Below are 13,734 nucleotides of genomic sequence, written 5' to 3'. Positions count from 1 at the left end.
ATTATTCTCACAGTGCGTAATCGCTGAAGTTCAAGCCAAGGTGCGCAAACAGGCTGGCCACTGATGCTACCGGCTTGTCGTCGCTGAATTTCTGGCCGTCCTTGATGCAGACAAAGAACGTCTTGCTTACCTTGTCAAAATATCGTCCCTGCAGCCCGGAAGAACCAGCCGTCGCAACCTTTTCAAAGGTTTTCGAGCCACGCACCAGACCTAGCTGAATGTACTCGGATGCCTTGTACATATAGCTGGCCGAATACCGATCCGCAGTTTTCAGGTAGTCGCTCAGGCCAATCGATGCCGATGATACACCGGGAACATTCTTCAGCGCCTTGAGCATTCCAGCGACATCGAGGCCTGCAGCATCGAGCGCTTTCACAGCCCTGGCCTTTTTCGCCCATGCCCGCATTTCAGACCAGCGCGACGCCAAGAATTGCTGCACGATCGATACCGCATCGCCCCAGTTTTCGACGTACAGCTTAGAGTTGGCCGACAGGTTCATACTGCTTCGAGCCTCATCAACACCTACCGTCAATTCCAGCTTGCCGTCCACTTCCTTGAACACTATGCCTGCCAGGGTCTTGCCGTTCTCGACCATGAACATGGATGGCAGGTAGGACGAATAGGAATCGGCCTCTGCATTGATTTGATCGACCAGCAATCCCTTTTCCAGTGCCGCGCGCAGGGCAGCCGTGGCGAGCGCCTGGATAGCATAGCGATCCTCATAGCCAAACTTGATCCAGCGTTCCTTTCCGTCATCGATCTTGTTGGCCACCGCGCGGTATTTGCGGATATCAATGCCCAGGGCATCCTCAAGCGTATCGATCTGCAGGAAATCCTGCTTGGTATTAAACCAGCTGATCGCCCATGAATCGAGTTCTTCAGGCGATTTAACTTGCGCTACACCATCAGGCAACGCCTTCATGAAGGCATCCACCAGATCGAGTGATTCAAGCGTCCGGTTCATGGTCATGTTATTTGAAATCGCTTGCAGGTCGCCCTCCGTCGCGCGCATCCGATGGGCAACCGCGTACACTTTGACCGCCATTGCCTTCGCATCGATACCGTTTTCATTGCCTTGTCCAATGTCGCGCAAGTCATTGAGCGTGACCGAACCCCACCGGCCAGTGCCGTTATATTCCTTGATGAGCTTGGACTGTTCGGCCCTGATCTTGTCGATGAACGGGCTACTGGTCGCATCGGCATTCAATGCATACGGGAAGTAGGGCGCTTTGAACGTGAAGCTATCGATGGACATGGGTTGCGACGGAATCGCTACCGTCAGCGCTTCGCGCACATCGGCCACCATCGACGCATACAGATAGACGCTGTTGGCAGAAAACCCTTTTGATAATGAGATTGTCACTTCATCAATCGAAGCCGCGCGCTTTACTGCCGCCTCCCATTCATCCGAACCGCGCCCGATCACCTTGGAGCCCGTCATGCGCAGCAGTTCGGTTTCTTCCTGATTGGCAGGGTTGTAACCGGCCAGGCTAGTGCCACGGCCCTTAGTCGGCTTGCGCACGACCAGCAACTGGTTCTCGAATTCAACAAAGTTTCCGACCACGGCCAGCGTACCGGCGATGATTTCCGCGTTGCCCTCGGTGAAGGCGTCCAGATCATCTTTGGAATAGCCGTCATCGGTGCGCATTGTGAAGCTGACTGCCGCCTCCTCTTTCATGCGCTTGGCAATATTCAGGTCTTTTTGGTAGTTCTTGTAAGCTGTCGTTGCCTTGTCCGCATCGCTCATTGGGCCATAGGCGCGCGGCAGGATAGGCGTGCCGCTTGAATCCTTCAGCAAGCCATCCAGCACCGCCAATTGCTCGGTACGCTTGGCTTCCAGCTCGGCAATCTGTTTTTGCAGGCGGCCAATGGATAGGCTCGACTCCGACCGGTCAAGGCGATCACGCAATTCGCTGATACTGGATCGTGTTTGCGCTGCAGCGCCCAACTTGCCCGCAATCCATTTGGTATAGCCAGCCCAGGGGCTGTGTTCAGCTTCACCGAATTTTTCAAGCCACTTGTCTTGCGCTTCGATGATCCGGGCGCTTTGCAGCTGCGCAACTTTGGTTGCTGATTTCTTTTGGCGCTTGTTCCTGGCCGCGATTTCGTCATTGATCCGGGTCATCGCGTCCGCGTCACCGACCGCATTGGCGAGCATTTCATAATCCTCAGACGACATATCGCCCTCGATCTTGATCTTGCTCGAATCGCCGGACATAAGCGAACCGATCCAGTCAGCCTTAATTCCGACCAGCTTGCGCTTGTAGCCATCGAACGTACCATCGGCATCGTAGTGATACACGTGGACCCGCTCGACTGGATTACCCTGGCGCACACCGCGCCCGTTGCGCTGATGGATGCTGTCAGGCGTCCAACCAATCGTCATGTGGTGGATTGCTTGCGTACCTTTCTGCAGGTTGATGCCGACCTCGGCCTTTTTGTTGGCAATGATGACCGTGTACTTGTTCTCGTCACCGTCCGCGTTGAACCCGTCCTGCACGTCCTGCATGCCTGCCGTGTCGACCGATACCGCATTGACGATCTTGATCTTCGACGCCGGGACACCGACCGCCTGCGTCAGCGCCAGCTTGATTTTGTGGTGCAGGCTCAGTTCGTCACAGAAAATAATCTGCTTGGACATGCCTGCATACCGTGGAGCCAGGTACTCAGCGCGGAAATTCTCAATCACAGCTGCCAGCTTCGGACTGATATTGACGCCAGGCGCGATCCCGTTTGCCGTGAGAATCTTCAGCAGCGTTTCCTGCGTTTCATAATCAGTCGACAGCAGTTCGACCGCGCTTCCTTTGGCCGCCTTCCGCGCGCGCACCGTCACCATAAACTTGGTGATTGCTTCGCCGGTTTCCATATCCTTGACGATCTTCAGCTTGATATCGCCCGGCTCGGCATTGTCATCCGTGTAATCGCGTTCCTCAACGATATTCTTGGCATTGAATGCGGCAATCGCTTTAACCGCGGCTTCCTCTTGGCTCGCGCCATACTTGAACGTGAATACACCGCTATCTAGCTCCGGATCGTTGATAACCTTGGTCATCTTGCGGATCAGGTTGAACGGGCTGCCGGTCAGTTTATCTTCGGCGCTGGCCCCGCCTGCCATGACAGCGGCGATTGCCAGTTTGTATTCGTCCTTATAGTTGATGATCTTATTCATCGAATCCGCGCCGATATCGACAGAGGTATCGACTTCATCAGCGTCAGGAATCGCAATAGTCAGGCCATCGGCTTTCACGTCATCGGCAGTCTTAATCACTGCAGAGGTTTGCAGCAGGCGGCGCAGCAGGCCCGCATTCTGCAACCCGGTAAAGACGCGTACCGGGCGCATCATGCCAACGATGTTTTCTTCCTCGCGCTCATCAATGTCGCAAGCACCGGCCATGAACGAATCTGCACCGGTTACGCCATACATCGCGTTCACTTCCCGCTCGCCCAGTGCCAGGGTCAGCATCGCATAGACTTCCAGCGGCGAATTGGTTACAGGCGTTGCTGTCAGGCTCAGTACGCCGTCATTGCGTGGCGACAGGCCTCGGATATACCAAGCCTTTGCCTGCATGTCCATGCCGCGCTGTGACTTGCTTGGATCAGCCAGATACTTCGCGCCCTTGAACTGGGAGCTGGTCATCTTGCTATTCTTGTAATTGTGGGCCTCATCCAGCACCAGGCTATCAATGCCCATATCCTCGAAGTAGGGGATAGCACCCGACTTTTCGCCGGTAGCCTTGACGTTTTTGGACTTGGCATCAGCGGCAATGTTCGCCTTTTTCTTGTTGGCATCTTCTTCAGCCAGCAGGTAAGCGTCGTCGTTTTCCGTCAGGTATTGGATGTATGCCTGCATGGTTTCTTCACGCACAGGGATCATCTTGAACGCTTCGAGCGTCATGAAAATCTTGGCATGGCGGTTCTCACGGATCGCGTTGAGGTCAGCTTTCACTTGCCCCGCGTCGATCTTGTCCTTGCCATCCTTCCCTTTGACCAGGCCGACAAATAAGCAGTCGGATGTATCCAAATAGGCCTTGCCAGCCTCCTTTTTCCAGTTGGTCAGCGTAGCATTCGGCACCACGAATGCGCTTTTCTGCTTGACGCCTATGCTCTGGCAATACTGGGTTGCAGCCAGGGCCGTAATAGTCTTGCCAAGGCCCACATCAAAGCCCAGTACCCCGCTGAAGTTGCGTGAGAACCGGCGCACCGCTGCATATTGGTAAGCATGCGGCTTGAACGCGTTTGGCCCGGACACATTCAGGTTCGGGATTTCGAGAGGGGAACCGTCCGGCTGCTCGATGAATCGAAGCGCATCCGGGGCGTTGAGCTTGTTGTTCAGGCCGACCTGTACTTCGTCATTGGCGCGCGCCCATGCATCGAATTGCGCTTTCGTTCTGTCCGCGATTTCCTTGATCCGGCGCAGCAACGCGGCTTCCTTCTCTGGATCAGCCTCAACCATGTCGGACTTGCTCATAGTCGTGATGTTCTGATTCTTCAGGTAGCCCTTGACAAAGCGCTGCATCGACTTGTGAACTGCAATTTCTTCCTCGCTCGCATTACTGCCAGGATTTTTCTGCTTGATATCGAACACGTCGCGCCCGTTGGCGTCGGTCGTCAGGAAAATATCAGGGCTGACATACTGCTTGTAGAATTCGAGTTTTTGCAGCGATGTAATGTGCGGCGTGAACAGGCTGAATGTCATGGTCGACACATCGACTATGTTGATCCGCTCCTTTGCTGCCTCATGCTGCCGGACCAGCTTGGCCCGAATTGCCGGGTCATCGCATATTTCCAGTTCGGCAGCCGCATTGCGCAGGAAATCGCTGTAATTGCCTGAGTAATAGTCATTGGCATGGATGACGGACTTGCCATCAGCCGAAATACACCATTCTTCGCTTTCCTGCGGGTCGAAATCGGTAAAGGATGCCTTCAGCTTTTCAACCGGCACATAACCGGATTCATCCTCGGCTTCGTACTTCACCTTTTCATACAGCTGCGTTGGCGTCAGGTCTGCGCTTTCGATATTGGCGTTGATTTCGCCAAGCCAGAACGGGCTGAATTGCCCCTTGCTGCGCGCGTTCCGGATGCTCATCAGGCCATCCTTGATGAGCCGGGACGCCTTGCCGATGGTCTTGTTGCCGTAGGATTGCACCCGCGCGAGCTGCGCGGACAGGATCGGGTACCCATCTTTGTAATTGAACGGTTCAGTGCTGCTCGACTCTTGCAGCAGGCCCATGACAGACAGCCCGGCAGCGATGGCTTCCCACCATGCCTGCGTTTGCGTATCGGCCATGTCGTCCAGCACTTTTTCAGAGGCAAACAACCATGACGGCACACCCATGTGGCGGCCTTTCATGCCCTCATAGGTGATCCATTGCTTTGCTTGAGCCCAGGTGATGCTGTTATTGACGCAATCGAGCGGCTTTTGCATCTTCCGCCCGATGTCCTGCATAGCCTTATCCTCGGCGGCACCAGATTCGAGCGCTACCCATGCGCCATCCTTGAATTCAAGCGTTTGGCCGCTTGAGTGAATCACGTCGCCATCTTCATAGAGGATCGGCGCGGTTTCGGTCGTGTTGAGCAGTTCCCAGTTGATATGCGAGTGCGGAAAGCGCTTAATCAGCTTGGCAATGTTGCTGATGCTGTCATCGTTGATGATGGCGGCCACTTCGCCAAACTTGCCACTGGTCGTACCTTCTTCACCAAGGATGTACTTGTGTCCGGTTCCTACGAAGTATTTCCCGCTCAGGAATTCATCCCAAAGAACGTTTGCCTGCACGAGCAATTCCGGATGCTGCGTCTGCAATTCATCAATTTTCTGTGCGGATTCACGCGAAAACTTGCGGAACACGATCAGGTCGGTTGTCACATCGGCGGCAGCAGTCGTAAAAATACTGTTGGGCAGGCGATAGGCACCGATGAATTCAGCCATCATCGAGGCGCTTTGGCGTAACTTCGCTTCTTTGGCACCCAGGCCGCTGACAATCGATTTCGGCACGATAAACGCGGCCAGCCCGTTTGGCTTGAGCTTTTGCAGCGAGCGCAGGATGAAATACTCTTGCAGGTTCGCTTTCTGGAAACGCTTATCCTTTTCCGGATTGTCGCCACGCATCGCCAGGTCGCCAAACGGCACGTTGGTCACTACCGCGTCATAGATTTCATCCGGGGTAGCAGCTGCCACGGCTTCAAACGGTGAAACGGTCGTTGATACGGTCGGGCCGTCATTGATCGCGCCATTGATCGCGCCGGACGTCGCATCCAGCTCCACTTGCGTCATTACGGCCGATTGGGGCCGGGTTGCGGTAAAGACGCCGGAACCGGCTGACGGGTCAAGCACGGTACCGCCCTTGAATCCCAGTTCTTCGAGCAATCCCCACATAGCCTTAGCAATCGGCTTCGGCGTGTAGTACTCATACGGCGATCCGGACAGGCCGTTGGCATCGACCAGGCCGCCACCATTGCCGGAATACTTCGCGAGAACAGCGCGCTCGACATCCGTAATGCCGACGTCACCGGCCTGAATCTTGCGCAGCAGCGCGATTGCCGCATCATTGTCTTTCTGACGTTGGCCCTTGGTGCGCTTGCCTTCTTCCGGATAGAAGTGGTCTGTCACCGTCGCAGGCTCGGATAGGATCGGCGCGGCAACCGGGGCAGGGGCTTTGATCCCCAGTGCCATACCGATTTCACGCAAGCGCTTGCCGATTTTCAGCGACCGCATGACTTGCGATGTATCGTTCGCATCGAGCGCGGCGCGCTCGATAATGAGCTTGCCAGCTTCGGCGGCCAGCTTCAGGCGCTTTAGGTCAGAGGTAACGTTGCCAGTATCGTCAAGAAAGAGAAGTGTCATGTAGGAGTCGATTATTTGATTGAATTGCCGATAGCTGCAGACATGAAGTTTGAATAGGAATTGACGGCATCACGCCATGCCTTTTCCATCTCATCGTCACCGCCGTAATTGCCGATCACGGCTTCCAGCTTGTCGGCCAGGTCGTCGTCCCACATATCCACACTTTGAGCGATCACGCTATTCAGGTAGGCCAGATCGATGGCGCGCTGCGGGTTGTCGGCGGGCGCAGTTTCGGCCACTTCCGGTACTGGCGGCACCTCAAGCTGCGGCACGGTAACGTCGCCTGGAGGGGCAAGCAGATCGGCGTTCGGCCCTTCGACGGTCGCGGGCGCAGCCGGGGCGCTGTAGCCAAGGTCGGGCCATTCCTCTGCCATCACGTCCAGCACTTCGCGCTGCAAGTCAGGGCGCTGCTCAATGATGTAGGTTGCCAGAGATTCACGGCGATCCCCGGCAGAGTTCAGCACCCGGTACACGTCGATGCGGCGCAGTTGCGCTATGGAGTCAGCGGCGATTTTAATAAGCGATTCCAAGTTGAAGTCCTCTTGTACGATTTCGGGGATAGGTTCAGCAGTTGGGGCAGGCGAGATCTGTGGAATCATCGCCAGCAAAGCGTCTGCCTCACCGTCATTTAATCTTTCATCAACACGTATTTGCTCAATCATCCCAATCGGGACATCCTGCCCCTGCTGCTCAATGGCCTTTAGATAGCTTTCGTATTGATCGCTGTGAGCTGGTACAAGCAACGCGGCGTCAACTTCGGCGGGCTGCTCGGATGGATCAAGATCAGCGACAGGCGCGGCATCGCCAAGCGGCTGAAACAGCGGAATGTATTGCTTCCAATCTTCCACCACAGCCCACACACCATTGCGTTCCGTGATAGCCGGTTTAGCAAACTTACTTTGCGCCACCGACAACCAGGCTAGGAGTAGGGCAGCCAGATTCGGATCGTTCTTGGCTTGCGTCTTGATCTTGCCGACAATGCTATTGACGAATAAAGCACGGTCATATCCGCGTTCGGTTCCGCCATCAATCCCGACAATTACGGCCAGCGAGCGGGTAAAGTCACGCGTCAGGCGCTTGAATGCTGGATCATTTAGCACTCTGAATTTCTCGCTTTCCATCGGCTCGGATTCAGGCGTGTCCGGCAAGTCGGCGTCCTTCAATTGCTGAATGATGGCGATAATTTCGCCGGAAATGGTTACGACCGCCATCGGGTCATCCTCGCCCGCATCATTCAGGGCAGCGGTTTTCGCAATCAGCTTCGAGCTTAATTCCAGCTCCAAAAGAGGATCGATCGCATCGAAAATTCCGCCCTGGTCGGCGTTCTCTACAGGCGTCTCAAGGTGCGTCAATACCTGCGCGCGCGTTGCTTTTTCGACGGCTCCAAACATATCGTTGTCCTCTTTCGTGAATTCTTCAAAGGCGAAGCGCGCCGCTGCACGTAACCGTTCGCCTATCTTTTTGGCGCTGCGAATGTTCTCCACGAACATCCGAACCACGTCCATTGTTTCCGGGGAGAGCGTCATATCGTCTTGCTGTGCGAACAGGCTCAACTTCACGCCCTGGCGCTTGGCATTGACCGCTAGACTGGCCGCTTCGGTAATCACGCTGCGAATATCGAGTTCGCCCGCGCCATCGAGTTTTGCCAGGTCGCCGGACGCGCTCGCCATGCCACCCAAGATCGTTTTGACTTCAGGGTCGACCGACTGAGCGTATAGCCTGACCAGCTCGGCATCGCCGTAGGCTTTCCAAAACACGGATGCCATCAGCCGGTCATAGGCTTTTTGGCTTGGGTTCTTGCCGTCCATCAGGTTATTGCGCTCGGATTCCGGCATCGCGGCAATGAATGCCAGCGCTGCGGATTCGGTCGGCTTGCCATCGTCGGCAATATCGAGTTCACTCAGATCAAGGCGCTTGCTATCGTTTTGCGCCTGCTCCACTGGGGATAGGTCGGAGGTTCCGCGCTGATTGGAAATGTCGCCAATGTTCTCGGTCACATCCTCTTGATTCATGATCCGAACCAGAACTGGCTGCTTGAATTTGGCAATGGCATCCGGGGCGATACCGTGGGCGTCATCCTCGGCCAGCTCGCGCACATAGTCGGCATTGCTGCCACGGTCAAAGCCTGCGATCAGGCCCGCCAAGCGGCCATTTCCAGCGATTGCGCGCAACTTGCCATGCTCGCCGCTCACATAGGAGTCAATCGCGGTACCGTCAGCCTTGTTGCTGGTCAGGAGGTCCGCAGCCTCTACCACGGCATACCGGACCGGGAAGCGCTGCCCATCGGCGGCTACGGCCTTATCTGTACGCCCGATGACGATATCGGATGGCAAAATGTTGTCATTGCCGAACACGATAGGCGTTCCGCTCGCGAATTCCTTGGTCGGGGCAACCCGGTAATAGTCCGGCGCGGCGGCGATCTGGTTCATCTGCGCGATCATGGCCGGGGTGCTACGGTCCCGGTTTTGCAGGATCACGGCGCGAGCGGGCTTTTGCAGGCGGCCTAGCAGCTCAAGCAATACCTTTGTTGCGTTCATTTCGGCCAGTAGATCGCTGGCCAGCACTGCCTCGGCATGCTTCGCTACAGCGACATTCAGATCGGCGGCCAGCATCAGGTCTTCGATGGCTGTGTCATCGAAAAAAACCCGTAGGTTTTCTTCGGTTTCTATTTCAGGCACTCCCATCATTTCGTCAACGCTTCGTTAGCCTTGGCGACCGCATATGCGGAATACGCTTTCACGGCCTGCTTGAACAGGTCCATGAATTCAGGATCGCCGCTGCGCTCCTTGTACATCAGTCCCAAGTCACCCGGCACGCCTGTGTCGCTCAGGTCATGGGTGCCGTCGATGATCGCGCGCAGGAACGAAATGCCCTCGTCCTTAATTTCAGCGTCCTGCTGGTCGGCCACGGCGGCGACAGGCTCGGTAGCGGTCAGCTCGGCCAAGAGGTCGTCGTCGGACACTGCCTGGGCGGCGGCCTCGGCCACGGTGTAGCCCGCGTCACGAAGCTGCTGGATCGTGCTTTCGACGTGATTGGTCGGCACCTTGCCGGTGCCTTCGCTTTGCGCGGCAACGACCTTCCAAGCTTCTTCGCCTGCGGCTGTGTTCGGGTAGAACGCGGTGAACATATTGTCAACGGCTCGGTAGGTAAGATCGGCTTCCGGCGCGGCGGCAGGTTCCACGACAGGCTCAGATTGCGACACGACTTCGGCTACCGGCTCGACAATCGGTGCGGTCTCCACCACCGGCTCTACGACAGGCTCCACAACTGGTTCAGGTGCTACTTCGACCACAGGATCAACAACCGGCTCTATGACGGGCTCAGGCTGCGGGACAACCTCAGCAACTGGTTCGATGACCGTGGCGACCTCAGTAATGGGTTCTTCAGCTGGCTCCACCACCGGGTCCACTACGGGCTCGATGCCGGTCTCCACCACCGGCTCAGGCACGGTCGCAGCTACTGTAGCCGGGCGCGTCGCATCCAATCGTTTGATGGCATCCTCGATGTCATCCGGATGGTTCGCCATGATGCCTTTCATCAAGTCGTCGCGCCCCTTGCTGCGGGCGTTTGGAACATCAAGGATGCTGGCGACCAGGCTTAACTCTGGTTCTGACAAACCGTTGAGCTGCTCTGTCAGCGCGTCGACGCGCGCGCCCAGTGCGGCTTGCTGTTCCGGATTCAGATAGCCGGTGGCGAATGTTGCCTCAGCTTCGACTTCCGCGACCTCGATCTGCTTTTCAAGGCTCGATAATTCCGCTTCCTTGGCTGCAACTGTTTCCTTCAGCCCGGAAATAACCTGCAGCTTTTCGGCCCGCTTGCCATTGGCGGCGACGAAGCGCGCGCTGTTCTTATCGGCCAGGCGCATGATGCGGGCGGCAACGGTACGCACATCCAGATCGCGGCCACGCTCAGGCGCGACGGCAACCGTGATGTCTTTCTTGTTCAGCATCCACTTCCACGAAATCAGCTCGTCGGTTGCCATGATTTTCTTAGGCGTCACGTCTGGATTGTGGAAAAATATGGAAACGGTCTGTCCGTCCGACAGCTCATAGATCACCGCGATATTGGTTGATCCGCGCTGCGTGAATGGCTCGGAAACCTGCATGGCGGCCACTTTGATGGCATCGCCAGCCCGATCCAGTACCTTTTGCAGCAGGCCCATACGCTGTTCCAGGCGCGCGTAGGGGAGTACCAGGGCATCGAGCGTCAGTACGCCGTCCGAATCCTCAAGAATGTCGGACATGCTCAAGGAATCAAAGAGCAGGCCATCATTCCCATCGTGCGCGCGCAGGCTGTAAAGCACCTGATCGAGAGTCATGCGTAATGGGTTGTGCGCGCTGTCCCAAATTACCTTGTCCATAGTGTCCGTACCTTCATAGGGGAGTTGATCTTGTGTCAGTGGTCGCGTCATGTTGCCGTTGGCGATCCACCATTTAAGTTGTTCTATCGAGCAGGGGACGCAGCTGTCCATGCCCTGCCATCCGGAGTTGTAATTGCTCAGGTACCCGGCAACTGCCGTGCGTTTGTCCGGAAAGCCAAGCATCAATTTATGTTCGTCAAACTTGCCTCGGACGAACTGGTTAATCACATAGGCGCGCGTTGCTTCAGGTAGCGGGCCGATGCTGCAATCCAGCTCATCGCCGTCATTGCCCTTGGTTCCTTCGATATAGCCGTAATGGAACTTCATCAGGTTGGTGCCGCTGGTGCCGTCTTCGGCCTGCCAGTGGCGCAGGGTGCCGCGCGGGGATTCGATGGCGATGTGCAGGCCGTACAGGGTTTCCCGGCCCTTCAGATAATTGCCAACGATCCGCTGCTTGAGGGTTGCTTCAGGCAGGGAGTTATTCCCGTTCGCACCGGAGTGCGCAGCTTGGTCGATTTTGGCGAATTTTGTCATGCGTCATTGTCAGGCGCAGCCCTGGCGCAAGCCGGTCATGTTTTCCTGTTGATCCACCTGAAAATAATTTAAAGAAACTGCTTGACCTTTATTTCGTGAGCGCATACATTATCAATAACAACAAACGAACAGGGGTAGCAACATGGCTGCAATGCACTGGGGTAACTGCCAAATCTGCGGACGGGAACACAAGGTTTCTGGCGTGACTATCGCCAAGCATGGCTATACGATCCGTAGCGGCTGGCAAGAGGGCGCTTGCTACGGCTCAGGCGGCCAGCCTATCCAGATTTCGTGCGATCTGATCGAGGGTGCATTGCGGGGTGCCAGGGCATATATCGAACGCACTAAGGCGGAAATCGCTGGTCTGCTGGTCAAGCCGCTCGATGACAAAGGGAGGATTGACGTTTTTTTCAACAAGACCACGCGCACAGGGCAAGTCACCACAATGGAGCGCGTTACCGTCCAGTTGAACGACAAAAATCAGGTCGTCTTGCGTGATTATCAGGATAAGGTGCTGAAAACGTACTCTGGATACAATGACCCGAAAAGCATTGATGATGCAGCCAGGATTCTCGCGGATCGCCGTATCGCCTTCCTTGAGAAGACCATCACGGATTCCGAAGAAAGCATTGTTTATCTGACCGACCGCCTGGATAACTGGAAGCCGTCAGAGCTGCGCCTGATCAGCGCAGCAGATACCGCCAAGGAAGCGCCAAAGGTTCACTTCGAGGCGAAGCGCTACGGCTACACCGCAACGATCTGCACACACTCAGCGATGGCCGCGCAAAAGTCATACGGAAAGGCTAAGACCACGGATCGTTCAAAAGTCACTTGCGCTGCTTGCATGAAGGAGCTGATCGCGCTTGATGAGCTGCCAGCAAAGAAGGCCGCAGAGAAGGAGAAAAACCGGGTAGCAGAAATTAAGTCGCTGGAAAAGGACATCAAGGAGCATCAGAAGTGGCTGAAAACTGATGACACCGATCCAATGAGGCAGCTAAGATTTACCGAAACTATCGTAATCCTGACAGCCAGGCTCAATGCGATCAAGGCACAATAACCAAGCCCGCCCGGTTCGCCGGGCATGAAATGGAGAATGAAATGAAAACACTGAAAATTCCCCTGGTCCGATTCGTTGGCAGACTCACCCCAGGCGGCGCAACCAACGAAGTCGCGATCCGCGAAGCTGATGGCAACTTTGTCTGCACTTTGGATGGCAACGGCAAGGACGGCAGCATAGCAAACGAAATCATCGCTGCTTGCAATGCACATGACGCTCTTGTTTCGGAACTCACCAAGGCCGAGCAGATCATTCTCGCGATGCTCAACGTAATGACGCTTGACCAGAAATCGCAGGTTGCGGCCAAGCTCAGCGCACAAGGCGTGTCCGATGAGGGGATGACTCGTTACCACGAACGCCGCGCCGCCCTGGCTAAAGCAGGCGCAGCATGAAGATCGAAAAATCCACCGTCACAAAGCTGGTCATCAGCGAAGCCAAGGCGCTCGATCCGATTACCGTCTATGCAGAGGATATCGGGCCGCGCCAGGGAAAGATCACCATCGAATGCTACGGCCAGTCGTGGTCGGCTTACTGGGGCGGCATAGGGGACGAGCCACTTGCGCATTTTTTTACCAGTGTGTCGGCTGATTACATCGCTAATTGCCTGCAGCGCGGCATCGATTCCACCGTATTCGATCCGGACGGCGTAAAGGATCACGCAAAAACGGAAATTATCAATCGGCGCAGGGCGCACGACCTAACCGTAGATGAGGCGCGCGAGAAGTACGATGAAATAAATGACGCAACCATTGAGGATGATCCTACGAGGCAGCCTGATCTGATGCAGAAAATTTACGGCGATGAATGGTGGTGTGGTCTGCCGCAAAAGCCGAACCCGGACTACGTGTACCTGTGCCGGATTATCTGCGCCGTGCAGGAGGCGCTACGTCCGGAAACCGTGGAACAAGTGGGGTAATAATTCACATAACCCTTGCTTTATGT

Annotated in this window: 6 protein-coding genes; 3 read left to right on the top strand and 3 right to left on the bottom strand. The window is 55.7% G+C overall.

Annotated elements, in window-relative coordinates; all coding sequences use genetic code 11:
- Positions 1–7: 7 nt before the first annotated feature.
- From AC3CHX_RS30150 to AC3CHX_RS30140, 3 genes are read right to left on the bottom strand one after another with little or no spacing between them, the layout of a single operon-like run.
- On the bottom strand, positions 8–6,841 hold the full coding sequence (locus AC3CHX_RS30150; protein WP_488645102.1) for an N-6 DNA methylase: 6,834 nt from the start codon (positions 6,839–6,841) through the stop codon (positions 8–10).
- Positions 6,842–6,852: 11 nt separating this feature from the next.
- Positions 6,853–9,519: a hypothetical protein gene (locus tag AC3CHX_RS30145; RefSeq protein WP_488645101.1), complete on the bottom strand. Its 2,667-nt coding sequence runs from the start codon at positions 9,517–9,519 to the stop codon at positions 6,853–6,855.
- Between the two features lie 5 nt (positions 9,520–9,524).
- Positions 9,525–11,735 (bottom strand): defense against restriction DarA-related protein, encoded by a 2,211-nt coding sequence (locus AC3CHX_RS30140; RefSeq protein WP_488645100.1) that lies wholly within the window; start codon positions 11,733–11,735, stop codon positions 9,525–9,527.
- Between the two features lie 142 nt (positions 11,736–11,877).
- On the opposite strand from AC3CHX_RS30140, the gene AC3CHX_RS30135 reads away from it, so the two are divergent.
- From AC3CHX_RS30135 to AC3CHX_RS30125, 3 genes are read left to right on the top strand one after another with little or no spacing between them, the layout of a single operon-like run.
- Complete coding sequence (locus AC3CHX_RS30135; RefSeq protein WP_488645099.1) at positions 11,878–12,792, top strand: hypothetical protein; 915 nt, start codon at positions 11,878–11,880, stop codon at positions 12,790–12,792.
- 41 nt (positions 12,793–12,833) lie between these two features.
- Complete coding sequence (locus tag AC3CHX_RS30130) at positions 12,834–13,184, top strand: hypothetical protein (protein ID WP_488645098.1); 351 nt, start codon at positions 12,834–12,836, stop codon at positions 13,182–13,184.
- Positions 13,181–13,708, top strand: coding sequence for a phiTE_072 family protein (locus AC3CHX_RS30125; protein WP_488645097.1), 528 nt, complete (start codon positions 13,181–13,183; stop codon positions 13,706–13,708). The genes AC3CHX_RS30130 and AC3CHX_RS30125 overlap by 4 nt, the downstream gene beginning before the upstream one ends.
- Positions 13,709–13,734: the final 26 nt, after the last annotated feature.

The organism is Glaciimonas sp. OK215 (assembly GCF_057787885.1).
This window is presented reverse-complemented; position numbering and strand designations above follow the sequence as displayed.

Excerpts from the sequence above, each read along its gene's own strand:
- AC3CHX_RS30130 (WP_488645098.1), top strand. The coding sequence starts at position 12,834 with ATGAAAACACTGAAAATTCCCCTGGTCCGATTCGTTGGCAGACTCACC.
- AC3CHX_RS30125 (WP_488645097.1), top strand. The coding sequence starts at position 13,181 with ATGAAGATCGAAAAATCCACCGTCACAAAGCTGGTCATCAGCGAAGCC.
- AC3CHX_RS30135 (WP_488645099.1), top strand. The coding sequence starts at position 11,878 with ATGGCTGCAATGCACTGGGGTAACTGCCAAATCTGCGGACGGGAACAC.
- AC3CHX_RS30150 (WP_488645102.1), bottom strand. The coding sequence starts at position 6,841 with ATGACACTTCTCTTTCTTGACGATACTGGCAACGTTACCTCTGACCTA.
- AC3CHX_RS30140 (WP_488645100.1), bottom strand. The coding sequence starts at position 11,735 with ATGACAAAATTCGCCAAAATCGACCAAGCTGCGCACTCCGGTGCGAAC.